General features: G+C 45.1%; 15 protein-coding genes. 13 read left to right on the top strand and 2 right to left on the bottom strand.

Annotation, left to right across the window (positions count from 1 at the left end):
* The first annotated feature begins 98 nt into the window (after positions 1-98).
* The 13 genes from DESAL_RS12230 to DESAL_RS12170 all read left to right on the top strand — a co-directional run bounded on the left by DESAL_RS12230 (position 99) and on the right by DESAL_RS12170 (position 18,399).
* The gene (locus tag DESAL_RS12230; RefSeq protein WP_015852303.1) at positions 99-1,199 is read left to right on the top strand and encodes a glycosyltransferase family 4 protein; all 1,101 of its coding nucleotides are present in this window, start codon (positions 99-101) and stop codon (positions 1,197-1,199) included.
* The gene (locus DESAL_RS12225) at positions 1,196-2,455 is read left to right on the top strand and encodes an O-antigen ligase family protein (RefSeq protein WP_015852302.1); all 1,260 of its coding nucleotides are present in this window, start codon (positions 1,196-1,198) and stop codon (positions 2,453-2,455) included. The genes DESAL_RS12230 and DESAL_RS12225 overlap by 4 nt, the downstream gene beginning before the upstream one ends.
* A 136-nt stretch (positions 2,456-2,591) precedes the next feature.
* Positions 2,592-4,100 carry a VPLPA-CTERM-specific exosortase XrtD gene (xrtD, locus tag DESAL_RS12220; RefSeq protein WP_015852301.1) on the top strand — a complete coding sequence of 503 codons (1,509 nt, stop codon included), beginning with the start codon at positions 2,592-2,594 and terminating at the stop codon, positions 4,098-4,100.
* 36 nt (positions 4,101-4,136) lie between these two features.
* A complete protein-coding gene (locus DESAL_RS12215; protein ID WP_015852300.1) occupies positions 4,137-6,521 on the top strand; it encodes a tetratricopeptide repeat protein in 2,385 nt (794 codons plus the stop codon).
* A gap of 108 nt (positions 6,522-6,629) precedes the next feature.
* Positions 6,630-8,024, top strand: a complete 1,395-nt coding sequence (locus DESAL_RS12210; protein WP_157046954.1) for an undecaprenyl-phosphate glucose phosphotransferase — start codon at positions 6,630-6,632, stop codon at positions 8,022-8,024.
* A gap of 74 nt (positions 8,025-8,098) precedes the next feature.
* A complete protein-coding gene (locus tag DESAL_RS12205; protein ID WP_015852298.1) occupies positions 8,099-8,674 on the top strand; it encodes a polysaccharide biosynthesis/export family protein in 576 nt (191 codons plus the stop codon).
* A 38-nt stretch (positions 8,675-8,712) separates the two neighbouring features.
* Complete coding sequence (locus DESAL_RS12200; RefSeq protein WP_015852297.1) at positions 8,713-10,374, top strand: porin family protein; 1,662 nt, start codon at positions 8,713-8,715, stop codon at positions 10,372-10,374.
* A gap of 12 nt (positions 10,375-10,386) precedes the next feature.
* On the top strand, positions 10,387-12,138 hold the full coding sequence (locus tag DESAL_RS12195; protein ID WP_015852296.1) for a GumC family protein: 1,752 nt from the start codon (positions 10,387-10,389) through the stop codon (positions 12,136-12,138).
* A 16-nt stretch (positions 12,139-12,154) separates the two neighbouring features.
* Positions 12,155-13,042, top strand: a complete 888-nt coding sequence (locus tag DESAL_RS12190; protein ID WP_015852295.1) for a polysaccharide biosynthesis tyrosine autokinase — start codon at positions 12,155-12,157, stop codon at positions 13,040-13,042.
* A 12-nt stretch (positions 13,043-13,054) separates the two neighbouring features.
* Positions 13,055-14,035, top strand: a complete 981-nt coding sequence (locus DESAL_RS12185) for an ExeA family protein (RefSeq protein ID WP_015852294.1) — start codon at positions 13,055-13,057, stop codon at positions 14,033-14,035.
* Between the two features lie 14 nt (positions 14,036-14,049).
* The gene (locus tag DESAL_RS12180) at positions 14,050-15,990 is read left to right on the top strand and encodes a DUF4962 domain-containing protein (protein ID WP_015852293.1); all 1,941 of its coding nucleotides are present in this window, start codon (positions 14,050-14,052) and stop codon (positions 15,988-15,990) included.
* Entirely contained in the window at positions 15,987-16,961 is a 975-nt protein-coding gene (locus DESAL_RS12175) for a sulfotransferase (RefSeq protein ID WP_015852292.1), read from the top strand. Before DESAL_RS12180 ends, DESAL_RS12175 begins: the two co-directional genes overlap by 4 nt.
* A complete protein-coding gene (locus tag DESAL_RS12170) occupies positions 16,951-18,399 on the top strand; it encodes a lipopolysaccharide biosynthesis protein (RefSeq protein WP_015852291.1) in 1,449 nt (482 codons plus the stop codon). The genes DESAL_RS12175 and DESAL_RS12170 overlap by 11 nt, the downstream gene beginning before the upstream one ends.
* Here the strand turns inward: DESAL_RS12170 and DESAL_RS12165 are convergent.
* Both DESAL_RS12165 and DESAL_RS12160 read right to left on the bottom strand, forming a co-directional pair.
* Positions 18,396-19,433, bottom strand: coding sequence for an ABC transporter ATP-binding protein (locus DESAL_RS12165; RefSeq protein ID WP_015852290.1), 1,038 nt, complete (start codon positions 19,431-19,433; stop codon positions 18,396-18,398). The two genes, DESAL_RS12170 and DESAL_RS12165, sit on opposite strands and share 4 nt — an antisense overlap.
* On the bottom strand, positions 19,430-20,218 hold the full coding sequence (locus tag DESAL_RS12160) for an ABC transporter permease (protein ID WP_015852289.1): 789 nt from the start codon (positions 20,216-20,218) through the stop codon (positions 19,430-19,432). Before DESAL_RS12160 ends, DESAL_RS12165 begins: the two co-directional genes overlap by 4 nt.
* Between the last annotated feature and the right edge of the window lie 47 nt (positions 20,219-20,265).

Raw genomic sequence — 20,265 nt, 5'->3', positions numbered from 1 at the left:
GTCTTTTTGATTTCTGTGGATGTAGTTGACTGAAATAATGTGATAATTTAGATGGTCGGGCTGATGTGAACTAATAATGTAATAGTTTGGGAGTTTTAATGCAGTTGTTGCTTGTTTCGACAGATTTGCGCCATATGGGAGGGGTGGCTGAAACCGTAAAGCTGTTGTTACAGGAGCTTGAAGGGCGAGTTGATGTTACTGCTGTTCCGTATGGACGTAGAGCCGGACAAAAAGGGTTTGTCCGGTATTTAAGAACATTTGCAGATCTTTTTATTTTTGTCCGGCTGCTTTGCTTCAATCGTTTTGATGTGATTCATATGAATCCGTCAATGAATCTTGTTTCTATCCTCAAGGAATTCGCCCTGATATTAATTTTCTTTCTGTTTGGGTATTCCGGCAGAATCCTTATCTTCAGTCATGGTTGGGATGATGCATTTTTTAAACGGATTTCAAGTGGGCCGCTTACATCAAATATATTCCGAATGATTTTAAACAGGGCGGGGAAGGTTGTTGTTCTGGCTGAAGAGTTCAAGAGAAAATTAGGACAGGCTGGAATTAATATTGATCGGGTGGAGGTTGTCAGTACGATGATTGATACCTCCAATGTTCCCCGTTCTTCCGCTTGCAGTAAGGACGGAAAGTCGCTGCTGTTTCTTTCCCGCATGATCAGGGGGAAGGGTGCCTATGAACTGCTTGAGGCCTTTGCGCTCTTGAATGAAAGGTATGATGGATTAAGGTTAATTATGGCCGGAGACGGTCCTGAGAGAGAAGGTTTGATGGAGAGAACTGCTGCTCTTAATCTCTCAAACGTTTCATTCCCGGGATATATTCAGGACATGGAAAAAAGCTGGGCGTTGGAAAATTCTTGTGTTTTTTTGCTGCCCTCCAGATCAGAGGGTTGTCCTGTCTCATTGCTTGAGGCTATGGCTTCAGGGCTTGTGCCGGTTGTAACCGGTGTCGGGGGAATAAAAGACGTGATCAGGCCGGACCAGACGGCTCTACTCTTGGATGATATCAGTGCCGAGGCAATTGCCGGGGCTGTAGCCGAAGTGATCGATAATCCCGGTTTAAGGATGGAATTGTCTGAAAATGCCCGGAAATATGCTGACGAAAATTTCAGCTCCCGCAAGGTTACGAATCAGATAATCAGTTTTTATAATGAGTTGAATCTTCAGACGCAAAATGGTGGTCTTGCATGACTTCACTCTTGTTCATGTTCTATTTTTTCCGTCCGATCATGTTTGTGGATATCGGGTGGTTGGTCTTTGGTCTTAATGTAACTGAAGTTTTTGCTATTATTGCCACAGGTATTTTAATTGTCGCTTTTATATTGCGTACAATCGTTACAAAGAAGATCAATGTTTCTGTTGTAGATTTTTTTCTGTTTTCTTTTGTGTTTTGGGTGTTGTTTGTTTATTTGTTATATTTTGAGCATTCCAATATTAAAGATGCAGCTAAATTCGTTCTTCCCTTTATTACATATTTTGTACTGAAGAATGTTGTTGTAACGGTTAAAGATTATGCGCGTTATATAAAAATAATGCTCGTAGGGTATTCAGTTCCTATTCTTGCAAGTACCTTTCTTATAGTCCAAGGCAAAGGATTGTATAAGGTTTTATATTGGAATAATTTGTTTCGATATAGCGGGGCATATGTAAATCCGCATAACCTTGCTCATTGCATGACATTGTATCTGATTACTCTAGTCTTGTTTGCTGTCATATGTTCGCAGTATGATGAACTTGTGCCTGTTTTGAAGCAGCGTCTGTTTTTTGTTTTCTCATGCATGATAAGTGTTTTTGCTCTATACTGCCTGTATAAAAGCTATGTGCGAACCTGCTTTTTCGGTCTTCTTCTTTTTGTTTATTATTATTTGTTCAGGGTTAATAAAAAATTACTTGCTTTCTTTAGTTTGATTATGGGGGTTGTGTTAATCCTTTCCGCTGCTGTGGTTTACACTATCTTTTTCGATATGGTGGATGCAGTTAAGGGGCCGGATAAGGCGCAGTTTGGTTCAGGGCGACCGATGATCTGGAAGCATAACATTGAGACATATGCAGCCCAGCCATTGGACGGTATTCTGGCCGGGGTCGGGGTTGGCAGTGTAACTTCCCATATCAACGAACGGCAAAAAGTCGGCGATGTTTTAAACAGTCATAATGATTTTCTGGATGTCTTAACCCAGACCGGAATTGTCGGTCTTCTTCTTTTTCTTGCTTTTCAGTTTTGTCTTTTTCAAAAAATACGATTGCTCGAGGGTAGGGAAAGGTATGTATTCCTTGCACTTTTTATCTCCGTGGCTTTCATGAACTTCGTCAGTAACAGTTACGTGACCCGGTTTGGGGTGGGGCAGATGTTCTATGCTTTGCTGGCTTATATTGAGTTGCCGGAACACAAAATTCGCAGGCAGCAAAAGTTGGAAGCTGTAAAGCAGGAAGCTGAACGGCTGTTATGAGCGAGAAAAACTTTTTAACTAAGTTTTTTATTTCAGGCTGTTTGATGTTTCTGATCATGCCTTTTTCTGTTACTGAATGATAAAACAGGTTATTCCTGCAACCCTTGCGGGAGTTCATGATTCGGGAGAGTAATACGTGGCAGCCCTTTTCTCATTCATTTCTGTTATTGCAGCGTGGGTCATGCTGTACTGGGATTCCTTTCCACCTCTTTTAAGGAGATGGAACACCGATGATTATTCTTATTGCTGGCTGGTTGTTCCGCTGGCTCTTTATGTGGCGTGGCAGCGTAAAGATTTGCTTCCGAAAGTGATCACTCCTTCGCCGGGGTCCGGTTATCTCACCCTTTTGCTTAGCGGAGTACTGTTCTTCTTGGGAAAGGCCGCTGCTGTTGACGCTTTGGTGTTTGCCTCTATGTGGCTGACCGTAGTCTCTGTGGTGCTTTTTGTTTACGGTTGGCGCTCCATGAAGGCTTTCTTTTTCCCGCTGCTTGTGCTCGCCTTTGCTGTTCCGCCGCCGCCTTTTATTAATCGTATTCTTACTTTCAAGCTACGCCTTATTTCTTCTGATATCTCAGTGCGTATGATGCAGTTTATCGATATTCCCGTCTTCCGGGAGGGGAACGTAATCGATCTGGGCGTAATTCAATTGCATGTGGTGGATGCCTGTAGTGGCCTGCGTTATGTTTTTCCCACCATTCTCTTAGGCATTTTGATGGGCTACTGGTTTAATTCCCGCACATGGCAGCGTGTGCTGGTTGTTCTCTCCACCGTGCCTACTGCGATTTTTGCCAATGCCTTGCGTATAGCCATTGTCGGTTATCTGGCCCGGAATGTATCGGTGGAAACCGCTGAGAGCTTTTTTCATGATGCTTCCGGTGTTGTCATTTATGTGCTTTCGATAATTGTGCTAGCTACATGGAGTCTGCTGTTGAATCTTTTGGCTAGCCGAAAGCCTGAGCAGCGGGCAGTTTCCCGACCCGGCTATTACGGAGTACCGACGGGCAGGGCTTTACATGTATTTTTAATGGCTGCTGTCCTTGGAATTTATTTTGCCGGAAATATGTATTTGTTTACAGGAAGGGTCGTGCCTCAGCGCACAAGTTTTGATAACTTCCCGCTGGAAATTGGCGACTATATTGGAAAAAAACAATTCTACGATGATAAAATCATTGAGTCACTTGGTTCTGATGATTATCTCTCCGGGATATTCAGGGACAAGAGAACAGGCCGCGAAATTTTGCTTATGGTAACGTACTATGATTATCAGGAGCCGCAGAGGGCGGCCCATAATCCGGTAAGTTGTCTGCTTGGCGGGGGAGGATGGAGTGTTGCCTCCTCACGAGACCTGCCTGCTGATCCGCAAAAGGGGCGTCCTTTTAAGGTGCGCAGACTGCTGCTTGATAAACCGGGGCAACAGTTGTTGGCTTTTTACTGGTTTCAGCAGCGTGGAAGAGTTATAACAGACGAATATATGAATAAGGTTTATTTAGCAGTTGATTCCATCACTCAAAAGCGCACAGATGGCGCTCTGATCAGGGTAGAGTTGCTGCTACGGGAAGATGAAAGTGTGGAGCAGGGTCAGCAGATTCTGGAGGATTTTATCAAGAACTTTTCATCGAGACTCAAACCTTATATTCCTGAATAGGCTTTTGGGGTTGAATTTAAAAATACGGGGAAATCAATGCGAAAGAGTTTATCTGCGCTACTCCTGATAATTGTCACAGTCTGCCTTCTTGGAGGCTGCGAGAAAAGACGGGATGATTTTTATCAGAAGGCTGTGGAATATTATAATAAAGGGATGATCACAGAAGCCGGTCTTGAAATAAAAAACGCTCTGTCTATCGATCCTGAATGCGCTCCGTGCCGTTTATTATTCGGAAAGATAGCCTTGGAGAATGGTAACTTCCAAGGGGCTTTCGTAAATTTTAGATATGCCTCTGATCTTGCCCCCGCATCGGTTGAAGCAAAGGTGGAACTCAGTAAGCTGTATTTGCTTGCCCGCGAATATGATGATGCCGGGGATACGGCCCGCAAGGCTTTAAATTTAGATGCTTCAAATATTGAGGCCCGTCTGGTGCTGGCATCTGTTCTTGCTGAGAGCAGGAAATTCAGCGAAGCACAGAAAATGCTTGAAATTGCCTTAAACGAAGATCCCGGAAACCCTGATGTATATCTTTCCATGAGCAGTGTTTTCATCAGGCAAGGCAATATGGAAAAGGCTGAGGATGCTTTGCTTGATGGTCTTAAGCGTCTTCCTCAGAACACTTCCCTGCTTATGAAAGTGGTTGCGTTCTATCGTAAGAATGATGATCCGGATACGGCTTTAAAGTATGTTGAAAAACTTTTGCAGAGCAGTGATGCTGATCCACGCACAAAGGTTTTTGCCGCTGAATTTTATTCTACTATGGGCAACGATACCAAGGCCGCGGAGCTGATGGCAGAAGTTGTTCATAATCATCCGGAAGAAGCAGAGTACAGGGTGTTGTATTCAAGGGTTCTTAATTCTCAGAAAAAATTTGTTGAAACAGAAAAGGTTCTCAAAGAAGGTCTGACCTACCAAGCGTCTTCGTTGGCAGTCAGGAGTTCTCTGGCCGGTCTTTATATGGCGCAGGGGCGGCAGGAAGAGGCGATTAGAGTTTTGTTGGACGGCGTGGCTTTGGATCCCGAAGGGACTGAAAGTTCCGATTACGTTGTGTACCGCAAGCAGCTTGCAACGATGTATTTGGATATGAATGAGCCCAATAAAGCCATTGAACAGCTTGATAGTGTCATCGAATTGAATCCGAAGGATGCCGAAGCACATTATTTGCGTGGGCAGATTTATCTTCTTGAGGGACGCGGCAATCTAGCTGTTTCGGAATTCCGTCAGGTTGTCAGGGATAACCCGGAAAGTGCGCCGGCTTATGTCCTGTTGGCCCGGGCACATTTGGTTAATGGTGAAACAAATATTGCCATTGAAAATCTTAAGGAAGCAATCAACCTTGAGCCGGGCTATGCTCCTGCCAGAGAAGTGTTGATTAATACCTATCTTGATCGCAAGGACTGGCATCAGGCAATTCTCGAGTTGCAGCGCCTCAGAGAAAAAAGGCCCGATGATATACAGATACTTGCAGCAATAGGTGATGTGTATTCCATCAAGGGTGACAAAAATCTTGCCAGTCGTACTTATAACGAACTGAGCGAGAAATTTCCCGATTCTCCGGTAGGAGAGATGAAGCTGGCAGAATTGGCCCGTTCCTTGGGCAAGAATTCGCTTGCTGAGATGCACTATACTGCTGCACTGAAGGTCGCGCCTGATTCTCTAGCCGCTATTCAAGGTAAGGTGGATATTTTCATCCTTCAACACAAGTATACAGCTGCAACCAATTTTTGTGAAAGATTGCTTCAGAAATTCCCGGATAATGCCCGTATCTACGAGCTTCTCGGTAAGGTTCACGCTGCATGGGGGAATTTTGAAGATGCAGAGACTAATTACTCCAGAGCTGTAACGCTTGCTCCTGAATGGATGCTTCCCTACATGCGCATCGGTGATCTCTATGTAAGTAATAAAAAGCTTAAACAAGGGATAGCCAAGTTCAAGGAAGAGATAAAAAAGAATGGTGAAAGCCCCGGCCCACAATTCTTGCTTGGTCTTCTTTATGAGCAGAATGGGGAATATGAAAAATCGCGAGAAGTGTATTCCAAGCTTCTTGAGCAGCATCCCGGTTTCCAGCTGGCGGCGAACAATCTTGCTTACCTGCTGGCGACAAGATTTTCTGACAATGGAGAATACATGGATCAGGCTCTTAGGCTCGCCCGGGTAGCAGCCAGCAGTCAAAGCCCGGAAGCTCTGGATACCCTCGGCTATGTGCTTTACCTGAATGGTGAGTACAAGCAGGCCCTGCACGTATTTAACTCTGCTTTGCAGTTGTTGCCGGATTTTTCTGCAGCCCAGTATCATAAGGCCTTGGTCTATTCGCGCGAAGGGAAAAATGATGAGGCGAAGAAAATCTTGAATAGCCTGCTGAAAAGCAAAGAAGACTTTCCAGAGCGGAAAGATGCCCTAAATTTGTTAGGACGGCTTTAGTATGAACATATATTAAGAAAAATATGGAGGATGCTAATTTGGCTTCCTCCTTTTTTTTGTTTAAATATAATTTGTAGGTATAAAATGTTTTTGTTTTAGGCAGGAGGAATGATGGACCGAAAGATCAGCATTTCGCCGCATATGATTGAGCCTTTTCATAGGATTTTGGACGTAGGAGCCGGAATATTTCTCATCCTTGCTCTGTATAATATTGTATCCCCGGAATCCTTTTCCTCACGAGCTACTCTAATTGCATTGCTTGTTGCTGTTACGGCTTCATTGGGACTTATCGCTTTTCATATTGCAGGTGTCTATCGGGCTTGGGCAGGCTCTGATCTTGTGCAGGAATGCAATCGCATTCTTGCGGCTGTTTTTTTTGTTTTTGGCGGTTTGTTGCTTCTGGGGTATGCCTTTAAGGTTTCGAGCATTTATTCAAGGCGGGTTATCCTTGCGGCGATGATTTTGTGGCCGGTTTTTCTTTGTCTGGAACGTCTTTTTATGCGCAAGATTGCTTCCCGTTTTTTTGCGGATAATGTTGCGGGAAGAAGGGCTATTGTCGCCGGAAGCGGAAGACTTGCAAAGTCAATTGATGACTGGGTGAAGGACAATCCTTGGGCCGGTATCAGGATAACGGCTTTTTTTGATTCATCTGATAACGACTTTAGTGATGCAAATCCTTGTGCCGGTGTACTTGATGATCTGCCTGACTATGTAAAGAAAAATAATATTCAGCTTGTTTTTGTAGCCTTACCAATGCGGGATGAAGCTAAGCTTAATAAGCTTATGCTCGGTTTGGAGGATACTACCGCTCAGATTTATTTTTTCCCGGATATGACCATTTTTAAACATCTTATGGGCGGGGATGTCGCTCATGTTGCCGGACAAACTGCAATTGTACTCAGAAGTTCTCCTTTTGAAGGAATGAATGGGTTAGCCAAGCGTATGGAAGATTTAATTATTTCGGGACTGGTTTTGACTATTATTTCTCCATTCATGCTTTTGATTGCACTGGTAATTAAGTTAACCTCCAAAGGTCCTGTAATTTTCCGGCAGTGGCGTTACGGACTGGAAGGTGAGCCTTTCCAGATTTATAAATTCAGAACGATGAAGGTTCTGGAAGATGGATACGATTTTACTCCGGTAACGGATAAAGATCCTCGTATTACCCGGTTTGGAAGGTTCCTGCGTAAAAACAGTCTTGATGAATTGCCGCAGTTTTTTAATGTGCTTGCCGGGACTATGTCTATTGTTGGACCTAGGCCCCATGCCGTTAAAATGAATGAAGATTACCGTAAAAATATTCCCGGTTATATGCTGCGCCATATTTCTAAGCCGGGTATTACCGGTCTGGCTCAGGTTAACGGATACAAGGGGGAAGTCAAAACTGATGAGGACATGCAGAAGCGTATTTCCTTTGATATTGAATATCTCCAGAACTGGTCTGTGCTTATGGATTTGAAGATTATTATTAAGACGATTTTCAGTTTTGCATGGCGGCAGTAAATATTCATGTCTGAAAAATGACCTAAGGTTTTAATTTTATTAAAAAAGAATTTTATGATATTGTAGGGGGTAACGTGAACACTCTGAAATTATTTGCTTTATTTTTCTTTGTCATCTTCTTTGCAATTTCCCCCGGGGGAGCTTCTGCTCAATTGACAGTTAATGATGAATACAGGCTTGGTCCTGAAGATATCATCGAAATTTCAGTCTGGGGAGATAAGGAACTTTCCAGAGAGGTTGTAGTAAGACCGGACGGCGGCGTTTCTTTTCCCCTTGCCGGGGACTTGAAGGCCGGTGGATTGACCGTTAAAGAACTGCGCGACAAGCTTAAGGAGCGAATTTCAGAGTTTGTTCCGGATGCGCCGGTGACGGTAATCCTGCGTAAGGTGGAGCACCCGAAGGTCTATGTAATGGGAAAAGTGAATAACCCAAAAGTTCTTGTTATGGGACAGAGTATGACAGTGGTTCAGGCTCTGGCCATGTCCGGGGGATTAAGTCCTTTTGCTGAAAGCGGCAGCATTATCATTGTCCGCAAAAATAAGGATGGTTCACAGAAGGTTTTTCCTTTTGACTATGACCAGTTGGCTGATGGGGAGAATTTGAAACAGAATATTTTATTAAAACCGGGCGATACCATTATCGTACCTTAGGGTATGTCTGTTTTTATTGTTTTTGACAGGGGAGTCAGATGTCAGGACCGGTCCGCAGATTTTTTCGCGCTGTGATCTTCAGCCTCGTGCTGGTGCCGGTTTGCGTAGTTTTCGCAGGAGAAGGAGGTATCTCCTGGCGAGTGCGTGTTCCTGTCATTAAGCCTTTGGACAGTTGGTCCGGCAGGGCGGAAGAAGGTTCTGCTATTTTTGTGGCTGATCTCAAGCGTCCGGTAAACGATGTGGTTCTTAAGGCTGAGCCTTTTGAGCCAGTCGGAGAACCGGGGCCTAAAGTAAGGGCTGTTGTTTCTGATGAGATTGTGCACCAACGTGTCGCTGTCCGCACTTCAGCTGAAAGTATTAAGCCGTCAATATCCTCACATTCGAATACAACCCCGGTCATTTTGGCCTCTTCTGACGTGAACGTTGGTAAAAAGACCGAGGTCAGCGCAAAAGAGGATTCTCCGGAAGAGTTGGAGAGCCCTAAGCGCAGCTCTGTCTCGCTTATTCCTTCGGAAAATATCCGTAATAAAGAAGCACTTGTTTCGGGAGATAGCGGATTTTTTACTACACCGAAGCGTGCTGCCGGTTTGTCCGGTAAGGTGGTTAAGATAACACCCATCCTCAGACTGCGGGAAATGTATGACAGTAATGTCGATTACAAAAAATTTGATGATCTAATCTCCGAAATTACGCCTGCATTGAAGGTTGATATTTATGACGAAGCCATGCAGGTTAATTTCAGGGGAGACTTTATTTACAAGGATTATCTGAACCATAGTGAGTTGGACAGATATGACTATAATCTGGATCTTTCCGCCAAATACAGTTTTAGCCCTGACCTTCAGGGTGCATTGGAATTGAATCACAAGCGGTATCACAACCTTGACCAAAATACATATGAATCAGGCGGCGTAGATCTTGACCCTACTATAATTTTAAAGACTTCAGCCACTCCTTCACTCAATTGGCGCATAGGGGAAAAGGACAATCTGGTTATCAGTAATTACATTGATAAGACTAACTATGAGCGTAAGAGTGATTCCGATTACCTGACCAATGTACTCAGCTTCATCTGGGGTCATGCTTTGGATAATGAAAGGACGACTTTGTATGTAGGTGAAATGAATACTTTTACTCATTTCAGCCGCGAGATTGATGATTTCAAGAGTGATCAAATTTCTTTTCAGGGCATAGTTGGTATTGACCACCAATTCACCGAGGGCTGGAAGCTTTCCGTAAAAGGTGGGCCGGGGATTACTTCTTCCAATTATTCAAGTGACACTATTACCGGGGACAGCCTTGATTTCCTCTACCAGTTCCGTGCAGAGCTGGGGTATCGAGAACTTGAGTTCAGTGTGGTCCCTGCTATTGAAAGGACTGTAAGGCCCGGAAGATATGGAGAGAATGAAATTTTTGATCAGGCGGAAATTTACTTCAGGTATGAATTTTCTGAATATTTAACTTTGGACAATATCAATACATATTGGATGAATGAGTCAGACGGGAAGAGCGGAGGAAGAAAGCACAAGGCAAAAGGTGTTTTTTCCCAAGCCATAGTTAATTGGAAATTTGAAAAAGACTGGACCGCATATTGTGGACTAAGCGTCAATTATTCGCTCAATGAAATCAGTGACTCTAATAGTGAAAGATTTAAAAGCTGGGTCGGTTTTTCTTACTCATTTCCGACCGAGATAAATTAAGGGAGCGAGCGTATGCAGGAAAGCTCGGATATTGCATATTATTTCGATGTTCTTAAGCGCAGGAAATACCAGTTCCTAATACCTGCGGGAGCTGTATTTTCTTTGATTTTCATATTGGCCTTTGTGCTTTCTCCGGTCTACAAGTCCACGGCAACTATTTTGATCGAGGATCAGGATATTCCTCAGGATCTGGTTCAGACTACTGTTACAGGTTTTGTTGAAGAGAGATTGCAGGCAATTTCGCAGATAGTTCTCAGTCATGGTAACCTTTTAAATATTATCAAGGAATTTGAGCTGTATCCTGATCTGGTCGGTAAATATACTACAGAAGAAATTATCGCCAAGATGCGCGAGGATATTCAGCTTGAGCCTATTACCGCTGAAGTTACCAACCAGTATTCCGGTCGTCCGGGGACTGCGACAGTCGCATTTACCCTTTCTTATGAAGGGCGCAGTCCGCAGAAAGTGGCTCAGGTTGCTAACGTCCTTACCTCCCTTTATTTGAAAGAAAACTTGAAGGAGCGAGAGGAAAAAGCCACATCGACCTTTGAATTCCTTGAGTTGCAGCTAGCCGAGTTGCGTTCCGAGATTTTGGAGCTGGAATCAAACATTGCCCTCTTCAAGGAGGAGCATGTAAATGAGTTACCGGAGCTGTTGATTCATAATATGAATTCTATGGAACGCCTTCAGCGGGAGCTCGATAAGGTTCAGGAGCAGATCGTTTCCTTGAAGAACCGTAAGGTTTACCTTGAAGGACAGCGGGCCAGTATTGATCCTAATCTGCGTATTGTCGCCAATGACGGAACCCGTTTTCCTACAGCCCGGGAAGATCTTGAGAAACTCCGGCGCGAGTATCTTTCGTTGCAATCGCGTTATTCTTCAAGACACCCTGATGTGCTGGCGATGAAAAGGCAGATTGAATCCCTTGAAAAGGAAGTCGATGCTGCTGACAATCTCGACTCAATAAACCGGGAAATTAAAAATAAAGAGCAGGAACTTACGGTTCTGCGTAAGAAATATTCTGAGAAGCACCCTGAAGTAATCATGCTTCGAAAGCAGATAGACTCCCTTAATGAGAGCCTTGAAGAGGCTGCTTTGCAGTATTCGATGTTTGATTCTGCTTCTGATGTTCCTGATAATCCGGGCTACATCCAGATTGAGACGCAGATTGCCTCTACAGAACTTGAAATTGTCGAGGCGGAGAGAAACTATGCGGAGCTTTCCAATAAATATGCCTCCTATCAGCGCAGGGTAGTTAATACTCCGCAGGTGGAGCAGGAGTATAAGGTGCTGATGCGTGATTATGAAAACGCCCAGCTCAAGTATCAGGACATTAATAACAGACTGCTGGCAGCTCGTGAGGCAAAAGGTTTGGAGCAGAGTCAGCTTGCAGAACGTTTCACCCTGATCGACCCTCCGATTGTTCCAGAAAAGCCGATTCGTCCTAACAGGCTGGCTTTGATTCTTGTCGGCTTTGTTCTTTCGCTAGGTGTTGGAGCCAGTACCGGTACTATTCTGGAATTCATGGATCGTTCTATTCGCAGGCCGGAAGAATTGTCGGCTATTGTGAAGTATCCGGTGCTTGCTATTGTTCCATATTGGGAGACAGAGATAGAGGCTCGGGCGCTGGTACGCAGAAAATGGATTATGACGATAGTGTTTTTATCTACAGTGGCAGTGAGCGTAGTTGCCGTTCATATTTTCTTTATGCCGATAGATGTCATCGCTGTTAAATTAGTACGTAAAATAGTTTTGAATTTTTAATGGACGGGGAGTCAACATGAGCAAGCTGCTTAAGGCTGTTGAAAAAGCCAAACGAAATCGCATGTTGCAGGAAGAGCAGGTTTCCAGCGGAAACAGGTCAACAGCCGTTGAACGCACTGTTGCCAAAACGCCTCCCCCTGTGCCTGAAGTTAGAAAGGAAGCTGAATCCAAGCCTTCAGATAAAATGGGGCAGAGCTGCAATATCCCCAAAAGCTTCTACAATGATGATATTGTTCTTGATGAGATGGAGCTTGCTAAGAACAGGATTCTTACCAAGCACAGCAGCTCTTCATTTACTGATATTTATAACCTGCTGCGGACTCAGATTTTCCACCGCACCAAGAGAAAAAAGCACAATGTGTTGATGGTTACCAGTGCCATGCCCGGTGAAGGCAAGACCATTACTTCTATCAATTTAGCTATCAGTATTGCCCGTGAAGTTGATCAGTTCGCTTTGCTGGTGGATACGGACATGCGTAATCCAAGCATTCATAAGTACTTGGGAATAGAAGTGGAAAAGGGGCTCACTGATCATCTGCTTCATGATATTCCTGTGCCAGATTTATTAATTAAACCGGGCATTAATAAGCTTTCCTTTCTCCCTGCCGGGGAACCCATTAAAGGTTCCACAGAAATTCTAGGCTCCCCGAAGTTGCAGGATTTGATTACCGAAATGAAGGATCGTTACCCTGATCGTTATGTTGTCTTCGATTGTCCGGATTTACTGCATGCGCCTGATGCATTGGTCTTTTCCAGTTATGTTGATGGGATTGTGTTTGTTGTGGAAGCAGGCAAAACTTCACGTGAATATGTCCAGAAAGCACTCAATCTTCTTGAAGGGCGAAATATTGTAGGTATAGTTCTTAATAAGAGTGATAAGGAAAGCCTGAATGTTATCAGCTGAGGTGGAGGTTAAATGTATTTAGAGTTCTACGGCTTGAACGAAAAGCCATTCAACATCCTGCCTGACCCTGAATTTTTTTATTTGAGCCAGTGGCACCAGCAGGCCCTTACCCATATTGATTACGGTTTGATGAATGGTGACAGTCTGATTTTGCTTACCGGAGATGCCGGAACGGGAAAGACTTCCATTATCTATAAGCTGGTGGTCGAGCATAGCGAAGAAATCATTGTCGGTGTGATCTTCAATAGTGCTGTTGGCGGCGATTACATCGTTGAGATGATTCTAACCGAACTTGAAGGAGAGCTGCCGCCAAATCCTACCCCGGCTTCGTGCCTTGATGCATTGCAGCAGCACTTGCTCGATATTTATACCAATAGTGATAAGCGGGTTTTGCTTATTCTTGATGAGGCCCAGAATCTGAGTGACGAAGCTCTTGAGCAGGTTCGAATGATTTCAAATTTGCAGGCCGGAAAGGATAACCTTATCTCAATTCTGATGGTAGGTCAGACCGGGTTTCGTGATAGATTGCGTAAGGCCCGTTACAGCCAGATTGTGCAGCGTATTGTTGTCAGTGCCCATCTTTCCCGTTTGCGGGAGCAGGAAGCTAAGGAGTATATCTACTACCGTCTACGGCAGGGCGGGGCTGAGGATCCCTTCACGATATTTACAGAAGAAGCCATTATGAAGATTAATGAATATTCTCATGGTATTCCTCGTAATATTAACGTTCTTTGTGAAGGTTCGCTAATCTTTGGTTTTGCAGATGATATTAAGCCTGTAAGTGCTGATGTTGTGGATTCATTTGCCCGGGAACGTATTGGTGACGGCCTGCTTCCCGTTGCTGAATCTCCAACTCCCTGTGATGAGGAAGAGATTGGCCGCTATATTAATGATCTGGAAAAAAGAATTGCCAGCCTTGAGTCTTCGATGGGTATCGTAAAGCGTACTTTGGTCAAGATAATAAAGAAACTGAAGATTCTGAGTTTAAAATAAATCAAGGGGGCGTAATGCGGCATAAGCCGATCATGGCGGTGATGGTGCTGGTTTCGGTGTTATGGGTGTTTCCGTTTTCCGCATCTGCTGCTGATTACTCTGTATTTAAAGAACGTCCCAGACTTTATTTTAATAAGGCCCGTTTGGAGCAATTGCGTTCCATCAAAGATAAAGAGCCTTATGCCGATTTTTTGCGCATCATTCGTAAGCGCGCCAAGGCAATGGTGGGCAACAGAGTTCCGACTAATCTGCTGCGTTACAATAACGAATCTGTCCGCCGTCCTGCTGACGGGTTGGTGGATAACTCCTTTTATTATCTGATTACCGGTGATTCCAGTTCATTTATTGCTGTTCAGAATTTGTTACGGACATTCTGCTCCTCAAAGGTCTGGGGCAATAATGAAGATATCGGAGCTGCGCACGGTCTTTTTGCTCTTTCACTCGCCTATGACTGGTTCTACGATGAATTGTCCTCGGCCATGCGCTTAATGGTAAAGGATTCGATCATTGAACATGCAGAAATATTGGATGAAATCATTCGCTCGAAACGGTTGTGGTGGGCCCAGTCCCGTGGTCTGCTTCAGAACCATAATTATGTAAATGCCGGTGCCTTGGCGGTTGCCGGGATTGCATTATACGGCGAAGATCAGAGGGCGTTAAAGTGGCTGCAAACAGCTGAAGATAATTTTAATACGGTTTTGCCCCTGCTTTCCCCGGACGGAGCTTCACATGAGGGTGTCGGTTACTGGAGCTACGGTACTCTCTGGCTGCTTAACTATTACATGGCAATGGCTCCCGCACAGGGACTGGAGATGGTTCGTTCAAGCGGTTTTTTGAGAAACACCGCTAAATTCAGACTTTACGCTTCCTTGCCCGGATTTAGATACAATGTAGATTTTGCAGATTCTCCCATGGTTGATTTTTACGGACCAGGGGCAATTCTGAGGAGCCTTGCACGTGTTTTTAATGACGGTCATGCCCAATGGCTGGCAGCTGAGATCGAGCATAAAAGACGTATGAATACTGTGCTCTGGCAGGATTACGTATGGTATGATCCGCAGATAAAACCACAGAGTCCGCAGAACCTTCCTCTGCATGCATGGTTTGATAATCTCGGAATTCTGTTGACCCGTTCATCATGGCGAGAAGATGCGTCACTGGTATTCTTTAAATGCGGACCTCCCCAAGGTTTCCATGCTTTATCCAAGGGAGTTTTTCCCGGTTCCCATATTCATCCTGACGCAGGTCATTTCGGGTTATGGCAGGGTAAGAGTTCGTTGGTTAATGATGACGGATTCCAGCTGAAGAAGCTGTCAATAAATCACAATATTCCTGTTTTCAATAAGATAGGCCAGTTAGGTGAAGGTACGGATGTTTTTCAGCTTTATGATTATAAAAAGGGCAAAGGGGTCACTCCCAAGCCCCGGTTTGTCTGCGGGCAGGGATATCAAGGTATTGAAGTGGAGCTGGCTGGATACTATCCGGCGTCTGTGCGCCCGAAATCATGGATACGGGCAATTGTAGTCATAAATGGCGAAGATATTTTTGTGCGTGACCGTATCACAACTGTAGGTAATACCAGCATTCTATACCCCGTACATGTTTACCGAAAGGGGCGTTTGCTCAGCGATGTTGGAGTCGGGAAAGTTTGTTTGGATCGGGACAGCGGATATAGCCTTAATTTTTATGGTCAGGATTTCAGCACATCGTTTAAGCGGTATACAGGATTAGTCTGGTATATGGGTAAGAAGATTCCTCGCTCAGGCATGCTGTTTCAGGCGGAGCGCAAGACTTCATCTCCATCGATCATGTATACTGCTGTCGGGCGTACTTCTGAGGGCTGCACAGATCCATTGCTGCTAGACAGTTCCATTGAGAGAGATGTCATTGAAGTTGAGTGCCGCAGTGGTAGGTATAGAGTTGATTTTTCAACGCTCAAAGCGAGCAGATTATGATTCATGCATTTATTCTTTATGATAGCCGCTCCGGTTCGACTTTACTTTCTTCGCTGCTGAATCAGTATGCCGGGGTTGTGGTTGGGCAGGAAAGTCATTTTATTTCCCTTATTCTTGAAAATTATCGGGATGAAAAATTACTGACTGTTGAAGGAGTGCTGGAGCTTCTTTATTCCGAACCACGTTTTGTTGAATGGAATATTGACCGTGAACAATTGCGTCATCGATTGACTGGCCGGGGAAGCTTGAGCTACCGCGCTGTGTTTGATGCTGTATTCATGGAATATCTTGAGGTTCGCGGGGAAAAAATGCCTGAAGTTCTGGTCATCAAAGGTGCAAGGCATGATTTTCACATGTCCAAATTGAAAAACATATACAGCGATGCAAGGTTTGTTTTTCTGCTTCGTGACGGCAGGGCCGTGTTTAATTCAAAATTGGACATGGTATCCCTGACTGGAATGAAGATGTCCAATAATGTTTTCCAAGCCGCATTTGATTGGAAGAAGATGGTGAACAGGATGAATGGGCAGTCGGTAATCCGGTTGCGTTTCGAAGACCTGCTTGCAGCACCGGAACGGGAAGTTCTCCGCATACTTGATGAATTTGGTGTCAGCTCGGAAGGTAAGGAAGTTGTTGCGTCCCAGCAGGATTATTACAAGTTGATTGGGAGCAGGCAAAAGCATTTGCATCAGAATGTCGGAAAGGCCCCGGATCGCACCATAGCTGTAAAATGGAAAGAGCGGCTTAGTCCTGCACAGATTCAATTGTATGAACTGATCTGCGCGCGTGAGCTTTTGCAGAGTGGCTATAAATTATGTGCATCCGGCAATGTTCCGTTTAAGGACAGTGTTCGCGTGATTGGCGGACAGGGATTGCACTGGATATGGCTGAAACTGCGCAATATTTTTTATTATACTTTTATTGAGCGGAGTCTTCTTCGCAAGCTGAGGGAAAAGCGGTTTGAGCAGTAAACACTCCAATTTGAAGAAGTTGATTCTTGTCTTCACAGCTAAGGGAGTGAAGGGGGTAGGCGGCTTGCTGCTGGCATGGGTGCTGGCTAAGAAGTATGGAGCCTATGGAACCGGGCTTTTTTTTATCGGCTACACTTTTGCCTTTCTGTGTGCCAATTTTGCTCAGTTGGGACTCGGCAATGCGTGTTTGCGTTATATTCCGCAGGCGAGGGAACAGCATGAATCCAATCTTTCTGCTATGTGGACTCTTTCACAGCTGATTGTCGGGGGCTTTGCGTTACTGCTTTCCGGAGCGGTTATGTTCTATGCTGAACCAGTTGCCGGTTTGGTCTTTAAAAATGTGTCAAAATGGGCGTATATTTTTTGTGCTTCCCCCATTATTTTTTTCTGGAGCCTGACCAGAATCAACATAATGGTCCGCCAGAGCCTTGGCGATATGTCTGGAATCACGGTGGTGGAAAATTTATTAATTCCGCTCGGCATGTTGCTTTTGTCTGCTTCGGCATTTGTTATCGATTTTGATGTAATTCATTTTCTTGTTGCGGTTACCGCTCTTTATGGTGTGTCCTTTTTATATTCTTTTCTAAGTACTCGTCGGGATTATGGTTTGCATTTTTCTCTTCGGCTGCGCAGTTCCGTAAGTGTCCGTGAAATTATAGTTTATTCCATTCCGCTTTTGATTGTCGCATTTTCTCAGACTTCATTGATCTGGATAAATACGCTTATTCTCGGTGCTGTGGGAGTGGTTGTGGATTCCGCTCTTTTTGTAGCTGCCATGAAAGTTGCGGTTAGTATTTCCATACTGCTTTACACATTTAACAGTGTATATGCCCCGCAGATTTCAGCTGTTTACGCTCGTGAAGACCATAAAGCTATTTGCTCCCTGTATCGCGAGGCCACCCATGCGCTGACTTTGTTTTCATTCATTTTGTTGGCCGGGGTGGCTGTTTATGCAGATGTGATCATGAATTTTTTCGGGGCGCAATACAGCGCCGGGACAAGCTGTCTGCTGTGGATGCTTCTCGGGCAGATTTGTAATTGCTACACTGGGCCGGTGGGCTACCTGCTGATTCTTTCCGGTAAATCAAGGCTGGAAGTATTTAATACCGTTGCAGGGTTGATTCTCAATGCGGGACTCTGCCTGCTTCTTTACAACAGTCTGGGGGTAAGCGGTGCAGGTCTGGCTTTCTGCTTTTCCAATGTACTGATTAGCCTGCTTCGCTATTTTCAATGCCGTAAGTATTTCGGAATCCGTTGGCTGGACAGCAAACAAAAATTCTTTGTCTTTTTACAGTTGTTTATCGTCGGTGTTTACCTTGTTTTCCATAGCTATGGCGTGAATAGAGAGTTGTCTGTTGCGGCCCTTTTGATCTCGTATTTGCTACTTAATACCAATAACATAAGGTTGTTGTCCGCAGGCTTGCGATCTCGTAATTAAAACAGGTGCAGGCTTTGCTCCGGGACAGCTACTTTGATGGGCAGCCCCGGTTCCAATTCGCCATTTCCAATCATTTTCCGCGGAACAAGGGCGTAGATTTCCATGCCGTCATAATCAAGGGTGACACGCGCGTGAAATCCCCCGGCGGTTATGCCTTTAATTGTGGCGTAAAAGCTGTTCTGCCCGTTGTTTTCTCCAATCTCACTTCCCAGAAGCACTTCTTCAGGACGAAAAGCCAACCTTGTTTCCGAGCCGGCCCTTTCCTTGGTGTAAGTGAGGTTCAGATCGCTAAGCTTTACGTAATCAGTCATGGGCGTGCAGGGGTATATGTTGGATATGCCTACAAAGCCTGCCACGAACTCGGAGCCCGGAGAATTGAAAATATCTCTTATCTTACCTTTGCGGACGAGTTTGCCATTCTTGATGATAGCTCCATTGGTAGAAAGATAGAGTGCTTCGTCAAAATCGTGGGTGACCATGACGAAGGTGATTCCGGTTTCTCGATGAAGATCTTTGAGCAGGTCTTGAACTTCCTGCCGGAAAGCCGGGTCCAAAGCGGAAAGAGGCTCATCAAGTAACAGCACTGCCGGGTCCACCAGCAGGGCGCGGGCTATGGCGGCGCGTTGGCGTTCACCACCGGACAAATGAAGCGGTGTACGGGTCAGCAGGTGTGAAATATTCAACTTTTCCGCAAGTTCTTCGGCTTTGCGCACAGCGCTGTCTTCGCTGATGCCTTTATATTTTGCGCCGAAGGTTATGTTTTCCAGCACACTCAGGTGCGGGAAAAGGGCATAGTCCTGATAAACAATAGACAGCCCCCGCTTTTCCGGGGGGAGGTGGGCAATTTCACTACCTGAAATTTTTATGGAACCGGATGATACGGGCACCAGTCCGGCGATTGTCTCCAGCAGCATTGATTTGCCGGAACCCGTAGGGCCGAGCAGGGTGAAGAAATCTCCTTCCGGGATGTGCAGGCTGATGTCCTGAAGGGAAAATTTGGGCAGTTTAACGTTCAATTTTTCAATTTTAATCATGAATCCCTGCTCCCAAGTCCGCGTGAAAGAATTCGCAGTGCCGCAAAGAGCACCAGTGAAAGAAAAATCAGCCAGATAGCCACAGGACGTGAATATGAAAGACCATAGGCAGTGAAACGTTCGTACATCAACACGGGGGCTATCATGGGATGATAGGCTACGATAACAACTGCGCCGAATTCACTGAGTGCACGGGCCATGCACATGATCATTCCGGTCAGCAATGAGCGCCAAGCCAGCGGCAATGTAACCCGCAGAAATGTCTGGGTAGGTGAAGCCCCCAAGGTCCGGGCGGCTTTTTCCAGTCTTTCGGGAACGGCCTCAAATCCATCCCGTGCGGCATTGAGATAAAAAGGTAACCCTACAAAGACCAGCACAGCCACAATACCCGTATTTGTGCCCATGATACGGATTCCGGCATCAAGAAGCATTTGTCCTATCCAGTGATTTCGTCCGGCAATGGATAGTAGTGCAATACCTATAACTGGGTGCGGGATCATAATCGGCATGTCGATGATGGATTCCACCAGTGCTTTGCCTTTGAAATCCTTGCGGGCCAGCATAAAAGCGAAAGGGGTGCCGATAGCAAAAGATATGAGTGCCGCCATGCCGGAACAAAGCATGCTTCGGCTGATGGCTGCACGAACATCAGGGTCCATGATGGTTTCAAGCAGTTCATTTACGCTTGAGCCTAAGATCAACTGGCTCAGAGGAACCAGAATGAAGCCGAGAACCAGAATGGTGGACACAATTGAGCTGACTGAAGTCTTGTGGAATTTTCTCATGGGCGGGAATTAGGAAAGCCGGGGCTGTCCCGGCTTTCCTTTTGGGT

It is taken from the genome of Maridesulfovibrio salexigens DSM 2638 (genome assembly GCF_000023445.1).
GTDB lineage: Bacteria > Desulfobacterota > Desulfovibrionia > Desulfovibrionales > Desulfovibrionaceae > Maridesulfovibrio > Maridesulfovibrio salexigens.
Note: the sequence above shows the minus strand (reverse complement) of the source record. Positions and strands in the feature narration are given on the sequence as shown.